The organism is Kitasatospora sp. NPDC056076 (assembly GCF_042266305.1).
GTDB lineage: Bacteria > Actinomycetota > Actinomycetes > Streptomycetales > Streptomycetaceae > Kitasatospora.
The window spans coordinates 1-21836 of the sequence record NZ_JBHJWG010000006.1; the positions used below are offsets into that span (position 1 = coordinate 1).

The 21836-nt window shown below is 73.1% G+C and carries 14 protein-coding genes, 1 pseudogene and 1 riboswitch; of the genes and pseudogenes, 12 read left to right on the top strand and 3 right to left on the bottom strand.

The window, feature by feature from the left end:
* The coding region (locus ACFC1T_RS06800) for an SUKH-4 family immunity protein (protein WP_375884491.1) at positions 1 to 1605 on the top strand (1605 nt) is incomplete at its 5' end.
* Between the two features lie 265 nt (positions 1606 to 1870).
* Positions 1871 to 3373 (top strand): hypothetical protein, encoded by a 1503-nt coding sequence (locus ACFC1T_RS06805; RefSeq protein WP_375884494.1) that lies wholly within the window; start codon positions 1871 to 1873, stop codon positions 3371 to 3373.
* A 3-nt stretch (positions 3374 to 3376) separates the two neighbouring features.
* Here the strand turns inward: ACFC1T_RS06805 and ACFC1T_RS06810 are convergent, their stop codons facing one another.
* Positions 3377 to 4093, bottom strand: coding sequence for a hypothetical protein (locus ACFC1T_RS06810; protein ID WP_375884495.1), 717 nt, complete (start codon positions 4091 to 4093; stop codon positions 3377 to 3379).
* Positions 4094 to 4488: 395 nt separating this feature from the next.
* On the opposite strand from ACFC1T_RS06810, the gene ACFC1T_RS06815 reads away from it, so the two are divergent.
* From ACFC1T_RS06815 to ACFC1T_RS06825, 3 genes are all read left to right on the top strand, one after another.
* A complete protein-coding gene (locus tag ACFC1T_RS06815; RefSeq protein WP_375884498.1) occupies positions 4489 to 4839 on the top strand; it encodes a beta/gamma crystallin domain-containing protein in 351 nt (116 codons plus the stop codon).
* 556 nt (positions 4840 to 5395) lie between these two features.
* Entirely contained in the window at positions 5396 to 9025 is a 3630-nt protein-coding gene (gene mfd / locus ACFC1T_RS06820) for a transcription-repair coupling factor (protein WP_375884500.1), read from the top strand.
* Positions 9026 to 9161: 136 nt separating this feature from the next.
* Complete coding sequence (locus ACFC1T_RS06825; protein WP_375884502.1) at positions 9162 to 10199, top strand: MazG family protein; 1038 nt, start codon at positions 9162 to 9164, stop codon at positions 10197 to 10199.
* A 19-nt stretch (positions 10200 to 10218) separates the two neighbouring features.
* On the opposite strand, the gene ACFC1T_RS06830 is transcribed toward ACFC1T_RS06825, so the two are convergent.
* Entirely contained in the window at positions 10219 to 10644 is a 426-nt protein-coding gene (locus ACFC1T_RS06830) for an SDR family NAD(P)-dependent oxidoreductase (protein ID WP_375884505.1), read from the bottom strand.
* A 302-nt stretch (positions 10645 to 10946) separates the two neighbouring features.
* Between ACFC1T_RS06830 and ACFC1T_RS06835 the strand changes: the two genes are divergently transcribed.
* From ACFC1T_RS06835 to ACFC1T_RS06865, 7 genes and pseudogenes are all read left to right on the top strand, one after another.
* The gene (locus ACFC1T_RS06835) at positions 10947 to 12248 is read left to right on the top strand and encodes a cytochrome P450 (RefSeq protein WP_375884508.1); all 1302 of its coding nucleotides are present in this window, start codon (positions 10947 to 10949) and stop codon (positions 12246 to 12248) included.
* Between the two features lie 209 nt (positions 12249 to 12457).
* Positions 12458 to 12628: riboswitch (cyclic di-AMP (ydaO/yuaA leader) on the top strand.
* Between the two features lies 1 nt (position 12629).
* On the top strand, positions 12630 to 13412 hold the full coding sequence (locus ACFC1T_RS06840) for a transglycosylase family protein (RefSeq protein WP_375884511.1): 783 nt from the start codon (positions 12630 to 12632) through the stop codon (positions 13410 to 13412).
* A gap of 280 nt (positions 13413 to 13692) precedes the next feature.
* Entirely contained in the window at positions 13693 to 14979 is a 1287-nt protein-coding gene (eno, locus tag ACFC1T_RS06845) for a phosphopyruvate hydratase (protein WP_375884514.1), read from the top strand.
* Positions 14980 to 15141: 162 nt separating this feature from the next.
* Positions 15142 to 15624, top strand: a complete 483-nt coding sequence (locus ACFC1T_RS06850; RefSeq protein WP_375884516.1) for a septum formation initiator family protein — start codon at positions 15142 to 15144, stop codon at positions 15622 to 15624.
* Positions 15596 to 16132: pseudogene (locus ACFC1T_RS06855) on the top strand (DUF501 domain-containing protein); the annotation flags it as partial. The gene ACFC1T_RS06850 and the pseudogene ACFC1T_RS06855, both read left to right, overlap by 29 nt.
* A gap of 149 nt (positions 16133 to 16281) precedes the next feature.
* Complete coding sequence (locus tag ACFC1T_RS06860; RefSeq protein ID WP_375884519.1) at positions 16282 to 17223, top strand: exopolyphosphatase; 942 nt, start codon at positions 16282 to 16284, stop codon at positions 17221 to 17223.
* Between the two features lie 428 nt (positions 17224 to 17651).
* Positions 17652 to 19019, top strand: a complete 1368-nt coding sequence (locus ACFC1T_RS06865) for an NAD(P)/FAD-dependent oxidoreductase (protein WP_350509113.1) — start codon at positions 17652 to 17654, stop codon at positions 19017 to 19019.
* Positions 19020 to 19257: 238 nt separating this feature from the next.
* On the opposite strand, the gene ACFC1T_RS06870 is transcribed toward ACFC1T_RS06865, so the two are convergent.
* Entirely contained in the window at positions 19258 to 21813 is a 2556-nt protein-coding gene (locus ACFC1T_RS06870; RefSeq protein WP_375884521.1) for an ABC transporter permease, read from the bottom strand.
* Positions 21814 to 21836: the final 23 nt, after the last annotated feature.

The window sequence follows — 21836 nt, forward strand, 5'->3', positions numbered from 1 at the left end:
CGAGAGCCCCGAGAGCGCCGAGAGCACACCCACCCGCTGAGCCGCCCCGCCCCCGGCCCGGCCGCCCCGCCCGCGGCCCCGCCGGCCCAGGGCGCCGGTCTCGGCCGCGGCCCGGGTTCGGCCCCGCCGCCGCCCCCGCCGGCCGCGCTGCGCGGCGCTCCGGGCGGACCGTCCGGTGCCTCCGGCTCGGGCGGGCTGGGCCGCAACCCCGCCTCGGCCCCGCCGCCGCCCCCGCCCGCCGGGCTGCGGCAGACCCCGGGGTCGGGCACGCCCGCCGCCGCTGCGGGCGGCCGGTCGGGCGGTTCGGTCCCGCCGCCCCCGCCGCCGGCGGGCCTGCGCTCCGGTGAGGCCCCGGCTCCCGCGCCGCAGGGCGGGCCCGCCCCGGCCGCCGCCGGTGTGGCGTACGAGGCGACCCAGCTGGCGAGCGCGATCGACCCCGCGCTGCTCGGCGGCCCGGCGGACCCGGGCACCCCGCCGTCCGGCGGTCCGGCCGTCCCGCCGCCGCCCGGCGGCCCGGCGGCTCCGGCCGCGCCCGCGGCCGGGTACGGCTACCCGAACGCGGGTGCCGCGCCCGGCGTCGTCCCGCCGACCCCGGTCACCGGCCCGCCGCCGGGCGCGCCGGTGCCGCCCGGGGTGCCCGCGGTGGGCCCGGGCTACTTCGCCGCGCTCAGCTACCGGGGCCCGGACGGCTCGGAGCAGAAGCTGCTGCACCGCAGCGAGCCGGGCACCCCGCACCCGGAGTGGAAGATCCTCCAGGACCTGCGGCGGCTGAACGTGCCGCCGGAGCAGGTGCTGGAGCTCTACACCGAGCTGGAGTCGTGTGATCTGCCCGGCGGCTACTGCAACCGCATGATCGCGGCCTCCTGGCCGAACGTGCGGCTGACCCACACCGCCCCGTACGGCCGCGACCACGCCTCCCGGCAGGCCGGGATGGCCGAGCTGCTGGACCACCTGGACGAGCTGCACCAGCTGGCCTCCGGTGCCCAGCGGGTCCGCCCGTTCCGGGTTCCGCTGCCCGCGCCGGGGACGGTCCAGGCGCTGCCGCCGGCGCCGCCCCAGCAGCTCGCCCAGGAGCTGGGGACGGCCTTCGGCCAGAACCTGTTCCGCTACGAGCAGCGCGCCGTCTCCCGCCAGGGCGTGCCGGAGCCGGTGTCGCAGACGCTGACGTGGGCCGGGCTGCCGCGCGACTTCGGGCCGTTCTTCTGGGCCCAGGCGCAGGAGGGCCGGCCGATCCCGACGCTGGCCGAGCTGGCCGCCGAGCGCGGCCTGCAGCAGGGCCCGGACTTCGGCGGCTACCTGGTGCTCGGCAACGACTACGGCCGTCAGCTGTGCGTCCAGTACGGCACCGCGAACGTGGTCGCCGTGGACGTCGACGGAACCGGCCAGCCGCCGCGCTTCGTCAACACCGGTGTACCGGAGTTCGTCCGCGCGCTGGCCCTGCTGGGCCGGATGTGGCGGCTGCGGTACGGGCTGACGCCGGAGCAGGCCGGTCGCTGGACGACCGACTTCCAGGCCCAGCTCGCCGCGATCGACCCGGCGGCCCTGCAGACCGCGGACACTTGGTGGGCCGTGCTGCTGGAGCAGTTCTGGGACGGTCTGCTGTAGCGGACCGTCGCGGATCCTCGCAGGTGGGAGGGGTCGTTCCGGTGTCCGGAACGACCCCTCCGGCGTGCCCCGGCAGCTGTGCCTCGTTGGGGTTTCGTCCGGATCTGCGCAAAATAGGTCAAGAGGATGGGTCTCATCGCCCCGTCCTCGACACATTCCGGTCCGCACGACGACCGGATTCGGCCCCGGTGTCCCAACCGGTTCCGGATCCGTCCAGTCCGTCCGATCATGGGCTCCGCAGCCCGCGAAACGAGGGGAAGAGCCCATGAGCGACGCCGTCCCCCAGTACGGCTTCACCCAGGCCCGGCGCGGCTACGCGCCCGAGCAGGTCGACCGGGCGCTGGTCGCCCTGACCGCACAACGTGACGAGGCCTGGGAGCGGCTGAGCGTCCTGGGAGCCGGGATCCGGCAGATGGAGACCAGGCTCGACGACATCCGCCAGGCCGCCGAGGAGGCCCCGGAGCCGGACTACGAGGTGCTCAGCGAGCAGGCCGCCGGCCTGGCCGAGATGGCCCGGAACGAGGCCCGCGCCGTCAAGGAGAAGGCCGAGCGCTTCGCCGAGGACCTGCGGGACGAGGTCTACGAGGCCGGCCAGGAGGCCGACAAGGCCGCCAAGGAGTACGCCACCACCACCCGCTCCGAGGCCGACGCCGCCGCCCGCCGCACCGACGAGCGCACCCGCGCCGAGGCCGAGGGCATCCGCGCCGACGCCGACCGGGAGAGCCGCGCCGCCCGGGACGGTGCCACCGCCTACGCCGCCAAGGTCCGGGTGGCCGCCGCCGAGGCCAGCGAGCACGCCGAGGCCGAGCTGGCCGCCAGGCGCCGCAAGGCCGACGAGACCTTCGCCGAGGCCCAGGCCAAGGCCGACGCTGAGGACGCGGAGGTCTCCGCGACGGCCGAGCGCCGGGTCAAGGAGGCCGAGCAGCACCGGGAGACGGTGCTGAACCGGATCAAGCAGCTGGAGACCGACGCCCAGGCCAAGGCCGACCAGCTGGTCGAGAAGGCCCGCCGGGAGGCCGAGAAGATCAACGCGGAGAGCGAGCGCGAGCAGCAGGCCTTCGACGCCCGGCTGGAGACGGTGCAGCAGCACCTGGACCACATCAAGGCGACGCTGGCCTCGCTCACCGGCGCGGCGGTCGGGCAGATCGAGCCCGAGCGGCTGGCCGCGGCCGCCGCCGGGGCCGCTGCGGCACCCGCGGCCGGACCGGCGGACGCGGTCGTGGACGCGGTGGCGGACAAGGCTCCGGTCGACTCGGAGGCGGACACCGGGGAGATCCCGCTGCCGGACCTGCGCGGCGCCGCGACCCCGGCCGACGGACCGGCCGACGCTCCCGCCGCTGCCCCGGCGGCTGCCCCCGCCGAGGCTCCCGGAGGTGCCCGGCCCAGCGGTGCGCGGCCCGGTGCGACGGCGCTGCTGCGGCAGCCGGTGGTCGGCGGCGCCGTGGCGGCCAGGACCGCCGATGCCAGGACCGCTGACGCCAAGCCCGTCGACGCCAAGCCCGTCGAAGCCAAGCCCGTCGAAGCCGAGGCCGGGGGCGCCGTCGACCCGGTGGTGACCGGTCCGGTCGTCCCGGCCGCGGTGCCGCCGAAGCCCGCGACGCCGCCCGGGCCCGTGGCCGACGTGGACGCGGCGGAGGGCGTGCACGGTGCGGCAGGCGCCGCGGGTGCCGCGGGCGCCGAGGAGACCCGGGTCATCCCGAAGATCATCATCGTGGACGACGGCGCCGGTTACGCACCCCCCAACACGGTGTCCTACCGCCGCAAGTAGTCCTCAGCCGCCCTCGCCCGCGATCAGCCGGGTGAGCTTCGCGTCCTGGGCCCTGACCGCCTCCTGCTGGGCGGTCAGGGCCTGTGCGTTGTGGTCGATCAGCTGCCGCTGGTAGCCGGCCAGCACGGCGAACCAGAGGCCGGCCAGGCCGGAGCGGGCGGTGCAGTCCGCGTCGGCGCGGGCGGCGGCCAGCTCGGCCGGGGTGGGCTCCGGCGTGGTCGAGTACCCGTGCGCCAGCTCCTCGGGGGTGGTGGTCCGGAAGCCGGCGGCCGTCATGCAGGCGGTCCACTGCCCGGTGGCCGCCACCACCCGGGCGTCCCGGGCGGTGGCCGTCGTCGACTCCTGGAACAGCCGGTCGACCAGTCGGCTGCCCGCCGCCGGCGGCGAGCCGATCCGTTCGGCGGTCTGCCGGTCGCAGTCCACCCGGGCGCCGTCGTAGGCCTCGCCGGAACCGGCCGGGGCGTGGTCCGGCCGGGGGGCCGTCCGCCGGGGCGGGTGGAAGCCCAGGGTGGCGGCGGCCTCCGCGCCGAGGTAGCCCCAGGCGCCGGCCGGCAGTGCGGTCGCGTTGTCCGGCGGCTGGGCGGCCTGCAGCCCGTCCCCGGTGAACCCGGCGAAGCCGGCCCGGTGCATGCACGAGACGGTCAGCGCGTTCCGGGCCTGGATCTCCTTGACCGCGGACCGGTCGTCGGCCTGGTAAGCGGACAGCGGAAGTCCGGTCAATCCGCCCCGGCCGGATTCCGGAGCGGCCGTGGAACCGAGCACCGGCGGGGTCGGCGCGGAATCGGCGGAGGCCTTTCCGGATTCGCTCGAACAGCCTGCGGACAATACCGAAAGGGTGGCCGCGAGGGTGGCGGCGGTGAATCGTCCGAATCGGGCGGGAGGTGCCAAGCTTCTGCTCCGATCCTCAAGCGCGGCAGGCGTGTTGGGACCATAGCTCATGTCGTCCGGGTACGTTCCCCGGTCGCCGGGCCAATCCCGGCTTGGCCGGAAAACACCTGTGCGGTGCGGGCCCGCCGTGCAAATCTCGGGAACCCGGCCGTTGTCGACGGAGCCGTTGTCGAGGGAGGGGTTACATGATTCGCCGCACCGATCCCCGCTCCACCGTTCGGAACGGAATGGGCAGGGCCCGTCGCGTCGGCGTTCTGGCGGTTCTCACGGCCGCCGCCGCGACCCTGCTGCCGACGACCGCGGCGCGGGCCGTGGAACGGGTCGACTGCGGGAACCGGGACGATTTCGCGAAGGTCTGGAACTACGGCTACAGCGGGCAGCTCTGCTTCGCGAACGACGGCTGGATGTCCCTGCGGGTCTACAACGTCGACCGGATCGACGCGGGCAACAACAAGGTCATCACCTATCTGGGCGGCGGACTCGGCTCCTGGACCGTCTTCACCTGGGAGCGCTACGACTTCAACGCCAACCAGGGCCGCCAGGTGATGATGTACGACATCAACCTGTCCCGCTGGTAGGGCCGGAGCAGGCGGGCGCAACGCGAAGAGGCCGAGACCCGTGGCGCCCTCCAGGAAAGGGCGCCACGGTTCCCGGCGCTTGGGCGGGCGCCCCCACCCAGGGTCGCCCGGCCTCGCACCTCCGACCCCCATCGGGGGTGCGACAGTGCCGCCACAGCCATCCCCCACGGTTGGGTGCGGCGGGCACATTCACCATGGTGCGCGATCTCCATGGACGGCCAGTGACAGGAGTATGTCCAGTTCGTGGCGGATGGCGGAGCCCGGTCGGGGCCGACGTCCGAGCGGTTCGTCCACCGGTCGGTCCGGCGTTCCGTCCAGTGGTTCGCCTGCGGTCGTGTCCCTGCCAGGAACGCCCCGGCGGCTGCCGGATCATCCCCGCGCGGCCGGTCGCCCGGACGGCGCGGCCCCGCCGGGCTCCTACGCCGCGTGCCCGTCCGTGCCGCGGCGTAGGCTGGAGACCCCCGGCCGCTCGGCGTGCCGGGCCGTTCGCGTTGCCCCGGTGGGCCGTTCGCCGCCCGGAGGCAGCACCAGCCACGGCACGAAGAAGAGACCCCAGATGAGTCTGACCGGACTGCTCGATGTCGTCGCGCGGGACGCGGCGCTCGCCGAGGCGATCGAGGCGGCCACCGCCACCGGAGCCGCGGCCGGCGGCCGCCGGCACCTGGACCTGGTCGGACCGCCCGCGGCCCGGCCGTTCGCCGTCGCCGCGCTGGCCCGCGCGCTGGCCGGCCGGGCGGCCGGTGAGCGGGGCCGTCCGGTGCTGGCCGTCACCGCGACCGGGCGGGAGGCCGAGGACCTGGCCGCCTCGCTGCGCTCGCTGCTGCCCGCCGACGCGGTCGCCGAGTACCCCGCCTGGGAGACCCTGCCGCACGAGCGGCTGTCGCCCCGCTCGGACACCGTCGGCCGCCGGCTGGCCGTGCTGCGCCGGATCGCGCACCCGCGGGCGGACGACCCGGCGGCCGGGCCGGTGCAGGTGATCGTCGCCCCGGTCCGCTCGGTGCTCCAGCCGCAGGTGAAGGGGCTGGCCGAGCTGGAGCCGGTGGCCGTCCGGCGCGGGGAGACCCACGACCTGGAGGAGGTCGCCCGCGGGCTCGCCGCGGCCGCCTACGCGCGGGTCGAACTGGTCGAGAAGCGCGGCGAGTTCGCTGTCCGCGGCGGCATCCTGGACGTCTTCCCGCCGACCGAGGAGCACCCGCTGCGGGTGGAGTTCTGGGGCGACGAGGTCGAGGAGATCCGCTACTTCAAGGTCGCCGACCAGCGCTCGCTGGAGATCGCCGAGCACGGCCTGTGGGCGCCGCCCTGCCGGGAGCTGCTGCTGACCGACCAGGTGCGCGCCCGGGCCGCCGAACTGTCGGCCCAGCAGCCCGGGTTGGCGGAGATCCTGGACAGGATCGCGGAGGGCATCGCGGTCGAGGGCATGGAGTCGCTGGCACCCGTGCTGGTGGACGACATGGAACTGCTGCTCGACGTGCTGCCGCTCGGCTCGGTCACGGTGGTCTGCGACCCGGAGCGGGTCCGGACCAGAGCGGCCGACCTGGTGGCCACCAGCCAGGAGTTCCTCCAGGCCTCCTGGGTCGCGGCGGCCGCCGGCGGCGACCGGCCGATCGACCTGGAGGCCATCGACGTCTCCGCCGCCTCGCTGCGCTCGCTCGCCGAGGTGCGCGAGCACGCCGACGAGATCGGCCTGCCCTGGTGGTCCGTCAGCCCGTTCGCGACCAGCGAGTCGACGGTCGACGGCATCCTGGAGTTCGACGTCAACACGCTGACCCTCGGCATGCACGCCGTCGAGGCCTACCGGGGCGACACCGCCCGGGCGATCGCCGACGCCAAGGAGCGGCTGGCCGCCGACTGGCGGGTCGTCATGGTGACCGAGGGCCATGGCCCGGCCTCCCGGCTGGCCGAGGTGCTCGGCAACGAGGGCATCCCGGCCCGGCTGGTCGCCGACCTCGCCGAGGCGCCCACCCGGGACGTCGTGTACGTCTCCTGCGGCTCCATCGAGCACGGCTTCGTGGACGAGCGGCTCAAGCTCACCGTCATCACCGAGACCGACCTGTCCGGCCAGAAGTCCTCCACCAAGGACATGCGCCGGATGCCGTCCCGGCGCCGCAACGCGATCGACCCGCTGGCCCTGGCGGCCGGCGACTACGTGGTGCACGAGGCGCACGGCGTCGGCCGGTACGTCGAGATGGTGCAGCGCACCGTCCAGGGCGCCACCCGCGAGTACCTGGTGCTGGAGTACGCCCCCGCCAAGCGCGGCCACCCCGGCGACCGGCTGTTCGTGCCGACCGACCAGCTCGACCAGGTCACCAAGTACGTCGGCGGCGAGGCCCCGACGCTGCACCGGCTCGGCGGCGCGGACTGGGCCAAGACCAAGCAGCGGGCCAAGAAGGCGGTCAAGGAGATCGCCGCCGACCTGATCAAGCTGTACTCGGCCCGGATGGCCGCCCCCGGCCACACCTTCGGCCCGGACACCCCGTGGCAGCGCGAGCTGGAGGACGCCTTCCCGTACGCGGAGACGCCGGATCAGCTGACCACCATCGCCGAGGTCAAGTCGGACATGGAGAAGTCCGTCCCGATGGACCGGCTGATCTGCGGCGACGTCGGCTACGGCAAGACCGAGATCGCGGTGCGGGCCGCGTTCAAGGCGGTGCAGGACGGCAAGCAGGTCGCCGTGCTGGTCCCGACCACCCTGCTGGTGCAGCAGCACTTCTCCACCTTCGCCGAGCGGTACGCCAACTTCCCGGTCACCGTGAAGGCGCTGTCCCGCTTCCAGACCGACAGCGAGGCCAAGGCCGTCCTGGAGGGGCTGTTCGAGGGCTCGGTGGACGTCGTCATCGGCACCCACCGGCTGTTCTCCTCGGAGACCAGGTTCAAGGACCTCGGCCTGGTCATCGTCGACGAGGAGCAGCGCTTCGGCGTCGAGCACAAGGAGCAGTTGAAGAAGCTGCGCGCCAACGTGGACGTGCTCACCATGTCCGCGACGCCGATCCCGCGCACCCTGGAGATGGCCGTCACCGGCATCCGCGAGATGTCCACCATCACCACCCCGCCGGAGGAGCGGCACCCGGTGCTGACCTTCGTCGGGCCGTACGACGAGAAGCAGATCTCGGCCGCGATCCGGCGTGAACTCCTGCGCGAGGGCCAGGTGTTCTACATCCACAACCGGGTCGAGTCGATCGACAAGGCGGCCGCCCGGCTCAAGGACCTCGTCCCCGAGGCGCGGATCGCCACGGCGCACGGGCAGATGGGGGAGAACCAGCTGGAGAAGGTCGTCGTCGACTTCTGGGAGAAGGAGTTCGACGTCCTGGTGTCGACCACGATCGTGGAGTCCGGCATCGACATCTCCAACGCCAACACCCTGATCGTCGAGCGCGGCGACACCTTCGGCCTGTCGCAGCTGCACCAGCTGCGCGGCCGGGTCGGGCGCGGGCGCGAGCGCGGCTACGCGTACATGCTGTACCCGCCGGAGAAGCCGCTCACCGAGACGGCCCACGAGCGGCTGGCCACCATCGCCCAGCACACCGAGATGGGCGCCGGCATGTACGTCGCCATGAAGGACCTGGAGATCCGCGGCGCCGGCAACCTGCTCGGCGGCGAGCAGTCCGGGCACATCGCGGGCGTCGGCTTCGACCTCTACATGCGGATGGTCGGCGAGGCGGTGGCCGAGTTCCGCGAGTCGCTGGCGAACGGCGGCGAGCCGGAGGAGGAGCCGCTGGAGGTGAAGATCGAGCTGCCGGTCGACGCCCACGTGCCGCACGACTACGCCCCCGGCGAGCGGCTGCGGCTGCAGGCCTACCGCTCGATCGCGGCGGTCAACTCGGAGGCGGACATCCAGCAGGTCCGGGACGAGCTGGCGGACCGCTACGGGAAGCTGCCCGAGCCGGTCGAGAACCTGCTGATGGTCGCCGGCCTGCGGCTGTACGCCCGCCGCTGCGGGATCTCGGACATCACCCTCCAGGGCTCCAACGTCCGCTTCGGCCCGGTGGAGCTGCGGGAGTCCCAGCAGCTGCGGCTGAACCGGCTCTACCCGCGCAGCCAGGTCAAGGCGGCGGCCCAGCAGCTCCTGGTGCCCCGGCCGAGCACCGGCCGGATCGGCGGCAAGCCGCTGGTCGGGCGCGAACTGCTCGGCTGGTGCACCGAGTTCCTGTCGGCCATGTTCGACGACCTGGCGGGGACGAAGAAGTAGCCCCCGGCGGCCTGCGGCGTTCAGGTCGGCGGCCGTCCACGGCGGTCCACGGCGGTTCCGGGCCCGGCCCGGGGCCGCCGTTCGGCCGCCGGCCACCGGCCGGGCCCGGGGTGCCCGCGGCGGGTAGGTTCGAGGGGTGACGACGAATGCTGTGCCGACGGACGCTCCGGGCGCGAAGTTGATCCTGCTGACCACCACCCACCGGGTGGCCCCCGGCCTGCTGGCGTGGCCGGCCTGGGAGGCGCTGCGGTCGGCCGGGCGGGTGCTGGTCGGGGACGAGGGGCACCCGCAGGTGCCGGCGGTGCGGCAGGCCGGGGTGGCGGTGGAGGTGGCGCCGGCCGGGTCGGCGCCGGCGCTGGCGCGGCTGCTGACCGGGCAGCCGGCCGGGGCGGGGGCGACGGTGTGGCTGGGCGGCCCGGACGGGGACCCGGGGCTGACGGACGCGCTGGCCCGGCTCGCGGTGGAGCACGCCGGGGAGGTGCCGGAGATCGAGGTGCTGCCCGGCTCGTACGACCTGCCGGGGGCGCGGCTGCTGGACCTCGCCTCGGTGATGGACCGGCTGCGCTCGCCGGGCGGCTGCCCGTGGGACGCCGAGCAGACCCACGAGAGCCTGGTGAAGTACCTGGTCGAGGAGGCCTACGAGCTGGTCGAGGCGATCGAGGAGGGGGACCGGGACGCGCTGCGCGAGGAGCTGGGCGACGTGCTGTTCCAGGTGTTCTTCCACGCCCGGGTCGCGGAGGAGCACCCGACCGATCCGTTCACGATCGACGACGTGGCCGGGGACATGGTCGAGAAGCTGCTGTACCGGCACCCGCACGTGTTCGGGGACGTCGAGGTGGCGGGCGCCGACGAGGCGGAGGCGAACTGGGAGCAGTTGAAGGCGGCCGAGAAGGCGGACCGGGAGTCCGTCCTGGACGGCGTGCCGGCCGGGCTGCCGGCGCTGGCGTACGCGGCGAAGCTGGTGTCCCGGGTGCGCCGGGCGGGCTTCGCGGGGGTGCCGGACGAGCCGTACGAGCTGCCGCGCGAGCTGACCGCCGAGTCGGCGGGCCGGCTGCTGCTGGCGGTGGCGCAGCGGGCGCACGACGCCGGGGTGGACGTGGACGCGGCGCTGCGCTCGGCCGCGCGCGGCTACCGGGACGCGGTGCGCGCGGCCGAGGGGCTCCGGCCGGAGTAGACCTCGGTGGCGGGTCGGCTCAGGCCGCCGTCGCCGTGCGCTCGGTGGCGCACCGCTGCGGCGGGACGAGCTCGCCGATCGCCTCGCCGATCAGGACGACCAGTTCGGCGAGGCGCTCCAGGTCGAGGTGGGCGGGCAGGTCGGCGAGGGAGACGATCCGCTCGCCCCTCGGCCCCGCCACGCAGAAGAGGTCGATCGGACCGAAGTGCTTCTCGGCGGTGTCGACCAGCGCGGCGACGTCGCTGGGCCGGCGGATGTCGCCGGAGACGCCGACCACGGGGCAGCCCGGCCGGTCGAGTTCGGAGGCGAGGTCCTCGGCGATGCCGACGTGGGTGTCGGCGATCAGCATCCCGGCGGTGCCGGCCGCGGTGAACCGGCGGGCGAGGTCGGCCCCCGAACCGCCCGCGAGTACCGCGATGACGACGACTGCTCCGCTGACCGTCATTGGTCCAGCTCCTCCCTGCGGGCGACACCGCACCGGCGCCCGCGCGTACTTCGGAGGATCGTAGGCAGGTCCTGACCCTCCGCAACAGGGATTACCCCTCAGGTGACCAGGCTCACGCCTGCCGCCCGGCCAAGAGCTGGCCAAGGCCCGTCCACGCACCGTCCACGGGCCGTCCACGGAGTGTCGGCGTTCCGCTCGCGCGCCGGTCACGGACGGTTCGCGCGGCGGTGGCCTCCGGCCGGCCGCGGGGGCGCGTGCGCCGGTGGTCCGGGCCCCTCCGGTCCAGCGGTTACGGTCGACCCATGCCAGCTCAGCCCGAGGGCGCCCAGCCCGCCGCCCAGCCCGACCCGCAGCTCTTCACCTGGGAGTTCGCCGCCGACCCGTACCCCGCCTACGCCTGGCTGCGCGAGCACGCCCCGGTGCACCGCACCACGCTGCCGAGCGGGGTGGAGGCCTGGCTGGTGACGCGCTACGCGGACGCCCGGCAGGCGCTCGCGGACGGCCGGCTCTCGAAGAACCCGGCGCACCACAGCGGGCAGGCGCACCGCACCGGCCGGGTGGGCATCCCGGGGGAGCGGCAGGCGGACCTGATGACCCACCTGCTGAACATCGACCCGCCGGACCACACCCGGCTGCGCCGCCTGGTGTCGAAGGCGTTCACGCCGCGCCGGGTGGCGGAGTTCGAGCCGCGGGTGCAGCAGCTCACCGACCGGCTGATCGACGGCTTCGCGCAGCGCGGTTCGGCGGACCTGATCCACGAGTTCGCGTTCCCGCTCCCCATCTACGCGATCTGCGACATGCTCGGCGTTCCCTCCGAGGACCAGGACGACTTCCGGGACTGGGCCGGAATGATGATCCGGCACGGGGGCGGCCAACGCGGCGGCGTGGGGCGGGCGGTGAAGCGGATGCGGGCGTACCTGCTGGAGCTGATCCACCGCAAGCGGGCGGACCTCGGGGACGACCTGATCTCCGGCCTGATCCGGGCGAGCGACCACGGCGAGCACCTGACCGAGAACGAGGCCGCCGCGATGGCCTTCATCCTCCTCTTCGCCGGGTTCGAGACGACGGTGAACCTGATCGGCAACGGGACGTACGCGCTGCTGCGCAATCCCGGGCAGCGGGCCCTGCTGCAGGAGTCGGTGGCCCGCGGCGAGACCGCGCTGCTGGAGACCGGGATCGAGGAACTCCTGCGCTACGACGGGCCGGTGGAGCTGGCGACCTGGCGGTTCGCGACCGCTCCGCTGACCATCGGCGGGGTGGAGATCCCGGTCGGGGACCCGGTGCTGGTGGTGCTGGCGGCGGCGGACCGCGATCCGGCCAGGTTCTCCGACGAGAACACCCTCGACCTGGCCCGGAGCGACAACCCGCACCTGGGGTTCGGGCACGGCATCCACTACTGCATCGGAGCCCCGCTGGCCCGGCTGGAGGGGCGGTCCGCGCTGGCCACGCTGCTTTCCCGGCTGCCGGATCTGCGGCTGGCCGAAAGCCCGGAGAATCTGCGCTGGCGGGGTGGCCTGATCATGCGTGGATTGCGCGAACTTCCGGTCGAATTCAGTCCGGAGCCCCGGTCGCCGCACAGTCGTCCTGAGGCCACGACACGCTGACGAAGCATCCGGAACCGGCCACCGGCGGTGGTATGAACGCTCATCAAACCGGACAAAGCCCCGCCGTTGGTAGGCGATCGAACACGGGCCGTAATTCTTGTGTGATGTCGGTGATATGAGCTTGTGATTCGTCTGAGGATCTGTCTAGTCTCCGTGGAGTTCGCAGCTGCGGACCTCGTGCGCGGACGCCGAATCCTGCCCGCCGCGTCACGGGAAACCGACCAGAACCCTGGGCAGGGGCGGGGGAACCAGGTTTGTTGCCGTTCCTCCACGGCTCGGGGTGAAGCCGCCCGCGCGGAATCGATTCCGCAGACGGCGGCCGGGCCACCTCCCGGTCCGAACCCGACAGCTCACCTCGCAGGCGTGCGGAGAGGGACCTTCATGCTGTTCGTTGGAACCGGCCGTCATCGCCGTCGCACCCAGGCCGAGAAGGCCATCGCCGTCGCCGGTGTGGCCGGCGTCGGACTCGCACTGCCGCTCCTCTCCGCCACCGGCGCCTCCGCCGCCCCGGCCTCCGTCTGGGACTCCGTCGCCCAGTGCGAGAGCGGCGGCAACTGGAGCATCAACACCGGCAACGGCTTCTCCGGCGGCCTCCAGTTCACCCCCAGCACCTGGAAGGCGTACGGCGGCACCGCGTACGCGGCGCAGGCCAACCAGGCCAGCAAGGGGCAGCAGATTGCCGTCGCCGAGAAGGTCCTCGCCTCGCAGGGCCCCGGCGCCTGGCCGGTCTGCTCCCAGAAGGCGGGCCTGAGCAAGGGCGGCGCCCCGGCCGAGGTGGACACCTCCTCGGACGCCAAGCCGCAGAAGCAGCAGGCCCAGAAGCAGGCACCCAAGCAGCAGGCCCCCAAGGCCGCCGCCAAGCCCGCCCAGCCGAAGCCGGTCCAGCAGTACGCGCCGAAGCACGCCGCGCCGAAGCAGGTCGAGCAGCCCGCCGCCCCGTCGGCGCAGCAGTACGCCCCCAAGCACGCCGCCCCGAGGGCCGCGCAGGCCCCGGCCGCCACGACCGGCCACGACTACACCGTCCGGGACGGTGACACCCTGTCGGGCATCGCCACCGCCCAGGGCGTGTCCGGCGGCTGGCAGGCGCTCTACGACGGCAACCGCACCACGGTCGGCGGCAACCCGGACATGATCGTGCCCGGCCAGGTCCTGCACCTGGGCTGAGCCGGACCGTTCCACGGCGAACGACACGCTGGACACGTAGGGGGCCGCGCCCGGCGGCCCCCTACGTCCGCGTTCGCCGGCCCCGATGGACGCCCCGGTGGGACGCACCGGGACGAGCAGGTGAACTACCGGTGGGTAGCCGGGCCACACGGTGAGACGCAGCCCGGGCCGAGGTGGCCCCGGGAGCCCGGGCGGTTAGGCTCTGGTCGTAACGACTCCGCAATCGTCCGGCCGACAGCACCACCCGCCGCCGGACCCTGCTTCCGCAAGGAGATGCTTCGTGCCGTCCATCGATGTCGTCGTAGCCCGTGAAATCCTCGACTCCCGCGGCAACCCCACGGTCGAGGTCGAGGTCGGCCTCGACGACGGCAGCACGGGTCGTGCCGCTGTTCCGTCGGGTGCCTCGACCGGCGCCTTCGAGGCGCTCGAACTGCGCGACGGCGACAAGAACCGCTACTTCGGCAAGGGCGTGGAGAAGGCCGTCCTGGCCGTCATCGAGCAGATCGGCCCGGAGCTGGTCGGCTACGACGCCACTGAGCAGCGCCTGATCGACCAGGCCATGCTCGACCTGGACGCCACCCCGGACAAGTCCTCGCTCGGCGCCAACGCCATCCTGGGCGTCTCGCTGGCCGTCGCGCACGCCGCCTCCGAGGCCAGCGACCTGCCGCTGTTCCGCTACCTGGGCGGCCCGAACGCCCACGTCCTGCCGGTCCCGATGATGAACATCCTCAACGGCGGCTCGCACGCGGACTCCAACGTCGACATCCAGGAGTTCATGATCGCTCCGATCGGCGCGGAGTCCTTCTCCGAGGCCGTCCGCTGGGGCGTCGAGGTCTACCACACCCTCAAGGGCGTGCTGAAGGAGCGCGGCCTGTCCACCGGCCTCGGCGACGAGGGCGGCTTCGCGCCGAACCTGGACAGCAACCGCGAGGCCCTGGACCTCATCACCGAGGCCATCCAGAAGGCCGGCTACGTGCCCGGCCGCGACATCGCGCTGGCCCTGGACGTCGCCGCCTCCGAGTTCTTCCAGGACGGTGCCTACCAGTTCGAGGGCAAGGCCCTGTCGGCCGCCGAGCTCATCGAGTACTACGCCGAGCTGGTCGCCTCCTACCCGCTGGTCTCCATCGAGGACCCGCTGGACGAGTCGGACTGGGACGGCTGGAAGGCCATGACCGTCAAGCTGGGCGACAAGGTCCAGCTGGTCGGCGACGACCTGTTCGTCACCAACCCGGCCCGCCTGGCCAAGGGCATCGAGACCGGCACCGCCAACGCGCTGCTGGTGAAGGTGAACCAGATCGGCTCGCTGACCGAGACCCTGGACGCCGTCGAGCTGGCCCAGCGCAACGGCTACCGCTGCATGATGTCGCACCGCTCCGGCGAGACCGAGGACGTCACCATCGCCGACCTGGCCGTCGCCACCAACTGCGGCCAGATCAAGACCGGTGCCCCGGCCCGCTCCGAGCGCGTCGCCAAGTACAACCAGCTGCTGCGCATCGAGGAGATCCTCGACGACGCCGCCGAGTACGCCGGCCGCGGCGCCTTCCCGCGGTTCAAGCACGAGGGCTGAGCGCGCCCGGGCCGGGCGGCGTCCGGCCCTGATCCGGGGGCCCGAGGCCCCCGGTAGCGCACGCCTGACCGGTGCCCCGCCGCTCACCCCGTAGGGTGGACGGCGGGGCACCGTCGCGACCAGGAGGGGATACGGGAGATGGCTGGCTGGAGGATCCCGGGCTTGGCGGCCCGGCCTCGGTTCACGAGCCGGGCGACCGTCCTCGTCCTGGTGCTCTGCTCGCTGGTGGCGATCCTGGCCTACCCCACGCGGCAGTTCATCTCCCAGCGCGCCGAGATCTCCGCCCAGCGGGCGAAGGCCGACCACGCGCGCCAGCAGGTCGACCAGCTGCGCCGGGACAAGGCGCGCTGGCAGGACCCGGAGTACGTCAAGGCGCAGGCCCGCGCCCGGCTGCACTACGCGGTGCCGGGGGAGACCCCGTACATCGCGGTGGACCCGGCCGGTCCGGCCGCCCGGCCCTCCGCGCCGGCCGGTTCGGCCACCGCCGCCGCCGACGCGGCCGCCGGCCCGGCGAAGGCCGACAAGCCCTGGTACACCAGCATCTGGGACTCGGTGGACGCCGCCGACACCGTCGCGCTGGCCCCCGCCGCACCCCGTCCGCTCCCCCCGTCCTCCGTTGGAGACCCCACCCCCCATGACCACTGAGAACCACCCCGCCGTCTCCGACGCCGACGTCGCGGCCATCGCCGCCCAGCTCGGCCGGGTGCCGCGCGGCCTGCGCGGTGTGGCGCACCGCTGCCCCTGCGGCAACCCCGACGTCGTGGAGACGGCCCCCCGGCTGCCGGACGGCACGCCGTTCCCGACGCTGTACTACCTGACCTGCCCCAAGGCCGCCTCGCTGATCGGCACCCTGGAGGCGGAGGGCGTGATGAAGGACCAGACGGCCCGGCTCGCCGAGGACCCGGAGCTGGCCGCCGCCTACCAGAAGGCGCACGAGGACTACATCGCCCGGCGCGACGCGATCGAGGTGCTGGAGGGCTTCCCGAGCGCCGGCGGCATGCCGGACCGGGTGAAGTGCCTGCACGTGCTGGTCGGCCACTCGCTGGCGGCCGGAGAGGGCGTCAACCCGCTCGGCGACGAGGCGATCGGCATGCTGGAGGACTGGTGGGCCAAGGGCCCGTGCGTCTCCCCGGCGGAGGTCGAGGCGGCCGGTGACCGGGTGCTGCGCAACCGCGCCAAGGACCAGGACCACGAGGCCGTGATCGCGGCCAAGCAGCAGAAGACCGCCGAGCGGGCCGCGAAGAAGCGCGCCGCCGAGGACGGCACGGCGGGGCAGGACGCGACGGCGGAGCAGGAGTCCGAGTGAGCACGACCCGCGTGGCCGCGATCGACTGCGGCACCAACTCGATCCGGCTGCTGGTCGCCGACCTGGACCCGGAGACGGGCGAGATCACCGACCTCGACCGCCGCATGATCATCAACCGGCTGGGCCAGGGCGTGGACCGCACCGGCCGGCTGCACCCGGACGCGCTGGAGCGCACCTTCGCCGCCTGCCGCGAGTACCGGGAGGTCATCGCGGGCTTCGGCGTCGGCCCGGAGCGCACCCGCTTCGTCGCCACCAGCGCCTCCCGGGACGCCGAGAACAGCGACGAGTACGTCAAGGGCGTGCGCGACATCCTGGGCGTCGAGCCGGAGGTGGTGAGCGGCGAGGAGGAGGCGCACCTGTCCTTCGTCGGAGCCACCAAGGAGCTGGCCGGCGGGCCCTTCCCCGCCCCCTACCTGGTCTTCGACCTGGGCGGCGGCTCCACCGAGTTCGTGCTCGGCGGGGCGCGGGTCCAGGCGGCGCGCTCGGTGGACATCGGCTGCGTGCGGCTGACCGAGCGGCACTTCGACGGCGCGGAACTGCCCTCGCCGGAGCAGATCGCGCAGGCCCGGGCGCACGTGCGGGCCGAGCTGGACAAGGCCGAGGAGGTCGTCCCGCTGACCGGTGCGGCCACCCTGGTGGGCCTGGCCGGGACGGTCACCACGGTGTCCGCGATCGCCCAGGACCTGCCCGCCTACCAGTCGGAGCGGATCCACCACTCCCGGATCAGCCGCGAACGGGTCGCCGAGATCGCCCGCGAGCTGCTGGCCGCCACCCACGCCGAGCGCGCGGCCATCCCGTCGATGCACCCGGGCCGGGTGGACGTGATCGCGGCGGGCGCGCTGGAACTGCTGGAGATCATGGACCGCACCGGCGCGGCCGAGGTGGTCGTGAGCGAGCACGACATCCTGGACGGCATCGCCTGGAGTACGGCCTCCTGACCGTCCGCAGGCCTTACTCCACCGGCCCCGGCGCCCCTTTCGGGGTGCCGGGGCCGGGGCGCGCCCGGGTGCGTGCGAGAACCTTCGTGAATTTCTTCACATGGCGATCCAGTCTTTCGTCGCACCCCGTGGCCCGCTACGCCCGAATTGTGAGACCGAAGGCCCTTCGGTCGTACGGCCCCTTGGATCGCAGGTCAGGCCTCGTTCAGGGTTTGAAAATCGAAATCACGAGCGGGAACCCGGGCGCTGTACGGATCGTTGCTGCTCAGCCGGGTAGTGCTCCGGCGCACGTTCACGAGGGGCCCCCGGGGCCCGTGAGCCGGTGCGCCGGGCCGGTTTTTGCGGGCGCGCAGTGTAGCACGGGGTGTCCATGAGCTTGTGACCGGGCTCACGAAGGCTGCTCCGGACGGTGCTGGATACTTTCGGATATGAGCACCACGGAGCGTCCTCGCATCCTCATTGTCGGCGGTGGTTACGTCGGCCTGTATGCCGCGATGCGCATCCTCAAGAAGATGCGCTACGGCGAAGCGACCGTCACGGTCGTCGACCCGCGGTCGTACATGACGTACCTGCCCTTCCTCCCCGAGGCGGCCGGCGGCAACGTCGCGCCCCGCAACCTCGTCGCGCCGCTGCGCAAGACCCTCAAGCAGGCGGAGGTGCTGACCGGGTCCGTCACCGGCATCGACCACGCCCGCAAGGTCGCGACCATCCAGCCGGCGGCCGGCGACAGCTACGAGCTGCCCTTCGAGTACCTGGTCGTCGCGACCGGCTCGGTCTCCCGCACCTTCCCGATCCCGGGTCTGGCGGAGAACGGCATCGGCATGAAGACGGTCGAGGAGGCCATCGGCCTCCGCAACCACGTCATGGCCCAGCTCGACAAGGCCGAGTCCACCTCGGACGAGGAGGTCCGCCGCAAGGCCCTGACCTTCGTCGTCATCGGCGGCGGCTTCGCCGGCATCGAGACGGTCGCCGAGGTCGAGGACATGGCCCGCGACGCGGCCAAGCTGTACAAGACCGTCAGCCGCGACGACATGCGCTTCGTCGTCGTCGAGGCGGCCAACCGCATCCTCCCCGAGATGGGCCCGGACCTCGGTCTGTGGACCAAGGAGAAGCTCGAGGAGCGCGACATCGAGGTCTACATCGAGACCTCGATGGACTCCTGCGTCGACGGCCACGTCGTGCTGAAGAACGGCATGGAGATGGACGCCGCCACCATCGTGTGGACGGCCGGCGTGAAGCCGAACCCGGTGCTGGCCAACTTCGGCCTGCCGCTGGGCCCGCGCGGCCACGTCGACACCGCGCCGACCCTCCAGGTCCAGGGCTTCGACTACGTCTGGTCCGCCGGCGACAACGCCCAGGTCCCGGACCTCGCCGCCGGCGAGGGCGCCTGGTGCCCGCCGAACGCCCAGCACGCCTGCCGCCAGGCCGTCGTCCTCGGTGACAACGTGATCTCCGGCATGCGGGGCTTCCCGCAGAAGGAGTACAAGCACAAGAACCTGGGTGCGGTCGCCGGTCTCGGCCTGCACAAGGGCGTGGCGATCCTCTTCGGCAAGTACAAGCTGAAGGGCCGTCCGGCCTGGTGGTTCCACCGCCTGTACCACGGCGCGATGGTCCCGACCTTCAACCGCAAGGTCCGCGTCTTCACCGACTGGACCCTCGCGATGTTCCTCAAGCGCGAGGCGGTCGGCCTCTCCCAGATGGAGAAGCCGCAGCTTCCGATCCAGGAGGTCACGCCGCCCACCAAGCCCGTCGAGGCCGCCAAGCCGGCCGCCGACAAGGAGCTCGCCAGCAAGTAAGCGACTGGACCCCGGTGTGGGAGCGCCGGGGTATGAGTCGGAGGCCCTCCGCCCGGCAGTGTCGCCGGACCACGACCTCCGTGGTGCTCAGCCGGCCGTGCGACCGGGCGGAGTACAGCAGTAGTGGAGCCCCTGCCGAGAACCCTCCGGCAGGGGCTCCTGCCGTTCCCCCGCAGTGTGTGCGCCCGCCCCCGGCCGCGGGTGCGACCGGGGGCGGGCGGAGCCGGCCGACGGGGCGTCAGTCGGTCTTGATGCTCGACAGGATGTCCAGCTTGGCGGCCCGGCGGGCCGGCCAGATCGCGGCCACCAGGCCGACCAGCCCGGCCAGGCCCAGGAAGAGCGCCAGCTGGCCGTACGGCAGGACGGTGGTCAGCCCGCTCAGGCTGGACTTGAGCGTCCCGTTGATCGCCCAGGCGATGAAGCAGCCGAGCAGCAGGCCGATCCCGGCGCCGAAGAGCGAGATCACCACCGACTCCAGTCGGACCATCCGCTTGATGCCGCTCCGGTCCAGGCCGATCGCCCGCAGCATCCCGATCTCGCGCTTGCGCTCGAAGACCGACATGGCCAGCGTGTTGATCACGCCCAGGACGGCGATCAGGACCGCCATGCCCAGCAGGCCGTACATCAGGTTCAGCGCGAAGGTGATGACCTGGCTGAACTGGTCCCGGACGTCCTGCTTGGACTTGACCTCGATCACCGGGTTGGCGCCCGTGGCGTCCTTGATCGACTGCTTGAGCCCGGCGGTGGCGCCGTCCTTGCCCTTGACCAGGACCTGGGGGACGTACGGCTTCGGCTCGTGCTTGGCGATCTCGCTGTTGGCCAGCAGGACCGGGCCGAGCATGCCGCCCTTCTCGTACACGCCGCCGACGGTGAGCTGACCGGTGGAGCCGTCCGGGTAGGAGACCGCCATCGTCGAGCCGGTGGTGACGTTGAACGTGGTGGCGACGTCCTGGTCCACCAGCAGCCGGCCCTGGCCGAGGCCGGCGGTGGAACCGCTGCTCAGCTTGATGTCGACGACCTGCTCCAGGACGGCCGGGTCGAGGCCGGTGATCTCCTTGTAGGTGCCGTTGAGCTTCCAGTCGGTGGAGGTCATCGGCGAGGAGGCGGCGACCCCGGGGGCCTTGGCGATCTGGGCGGGCACCTGCTCGGAGAGGCCCATCCGGTTGGCGGCCGAGACGAGGTAGTCGGCCTTCATCGACTTGGTGACGGCCCGGTCGATGGTGTCCCCGACCGAGGTGCCGATCACGGTCAGACCGGTGACCAGGGTCAGTCCGATGGTGAGCGCGGCGGCGGTGGCCGCGGTGCGGCGCGGGTTGCGCACCGCGTTCTGCTGGGCGAGCTTGCCGGGAGTGCCGCCCAGCCCCCGCAGCAGCGGGCCGACCAGGGCGACCACCGGGCGCGAGAGCAGCGGAAGCAGCACGAACACGCCGATCAGGGCCAGGAAGGCACCCGCGCCGACCGGCATCCGGCCGCTGTCGTTGCCGGTGGAGGCGCCGTAGGCGATCAGCGCCAGGCCGCCGCCGGCGAGCACCGAACCGATGCTGTTGCGGACCACCAGGCTCTTCTGACTGGTCGGCTGGTCGCCGCTGCTCATCGCCGCCACCGGCGCGATCCGGGCGGCCCGCACGGCCGGCAGCAGGGCGGACAGGACCGTCACCAGGACGCCCACCACGAGGGTCACCACGACGGTCATCGGCTTGATCACCAGCGCGCCGCTCGGCATGTTCTCGTCCAGCGAGCCGATCAGCGACTGCATCCCGGCGCCGATCCCGACCCCGGCCAGCAGGCCGGCCGCCGCCGAGACGGTGCCGATCAGCAGCGCCTCGATCAGCACCGAGCGGGTCACCTGCTTGCGGCTCGCGCCGATCGCCCGCAGCAGTGCGAGCTCCTTGGTGCGCTGGGCGACCAGCATGGTGAAGGTGTTGGCGATGATGAAGATGCCGACGAAGAGCGAGATGAAGGCGAAGACCAGCAGCATGGTGCGCATGCTGTCGGTGCCCTTGGTGATCTGCGCCTGCTCGTCCGCCTGCAGCTTGGCGCCCGTCTCGACGTCGAAGTGCTGGGCGGCTGGGAGCTTCGACTCGACCTGGGCGAGCAGCGCGTCCTGGGAGGTGCCGGGCTTGGCGGTGAGCACGACGCTGCTGTAGCGGCCCGGCTCCAGCAGCGTCTGCTGGGCGGTGGCCCGGTCGAACAGGGTGAGGGTGCCGCCGGTGTTGACCACCGGGTCGTCGGTGGTGAAGACGCCGGTGAGCTTCGCCTCGATCACCGGACCGTTGGCGGCCACCCGGACGGTGTCGCCGACCTTGTAGCCCGCCTTGTCGGCGGTCCTGCGGTCGAGGGCGACCTCCTTGGCGTTCTTCGGCCCCTGACCCTCGGTCATCGGGTAGCGCGGGTCCCGGCCGTCCTGGCCCGGGGCGAAGTTGGCGCCCTTGGCCGACCAGACCTGGCCGATCAGGTTGCCCTTCTTGTCGGCGACCCCGGTGAAGCCGCCGGCCACGCCGCGCGCGCTCGCCGTGCCGGGCAGTGCGGCCAACTGCTGGACGGTGTCGTCGGTGAGGCCGGCGCCGGCCTCACTCTTCTGCTTGGCCGAGGCGCCGGAGCCGGCCGCGCGGTCCACGACCTGGACGGCGACGTCCGAGTAGCTCTTGGAGTTGCTGTCCCGCAGGGCCTTGCCGAAGGTGTCGGAGAAGACCATGGTGCCGGCGACGAAGGCGGTGCCGAGCATGACGGCCAGCGCCGTCATCAGCAGTCGGCCCTTGTGGGCCAGCACATTGCGCAGTGCGGTGCGATACATGAGGTGTCCTGGGGAGGTTCGAG

Excerpts from the sequence above, each read along its gene's own strand:
- ACFC1T_RS06815 (WP_375884498.1), top strand. The coding sequence starts at position 4,489 with ATGGGCAGGGCCCGTCGCGTCGGCGTTCTGGCGGTTCTCACGGCCGCC.
- ACFC1T_RS06865 (WP_350509113.1), top strand. The coding sequence starts at position 17,652 with ATGAGCACCACGGAGCGTCCTCGCATCCTCATTGTCGGCGGTGGTTAC.
- ACFC1T_RS06835 (WP_375884508.1), top strand. The coding sequence starts at position 10,947 with ATGCCAGCTCAGCCCGAGGGCGCCCAGCCCGCCGCCCAGCCCGACCCG.
- ACFC1T_RS06870 (WP_375884521.1), bottom strand. The coding sequence starts at position 21,813 with ATGTATCGCACCGCACTGCGCAATGTGCTGGCCCACAAGGGCCGACTG.
- ACFC1T_RS06805 (WP_375884494.1), top strand. The coding sequence starts at position 1,871 with ATGAGCGACGCCGTCCCCCAGTACGGCTTCACCCAGGCCCGGCGCGGC.
- ACFC1T_RS06840 (WP_375884511.1), top strand. The coding sequence starts at position 12,630 with ATGCTGTTCGTTGGAACCGGCCGTCATCGCCGTCGCACCCAGGCCGAG.
- ACFC1T_RS06830 (WP_375884505.1), bottom strand. The coding sequence starts at position 10,644 with ATGACGGTCAGCGGAGCAGTCGTCGTCATCGCGGTACTCGCGGGCGGT.
- mfd (WP_375884500.1), top strand. The coding sequence starts at position 5,396 with ATGAGTCTGACCGGACTGCTCGATGTCGTCGCGCGGGACGCGGCGCTC.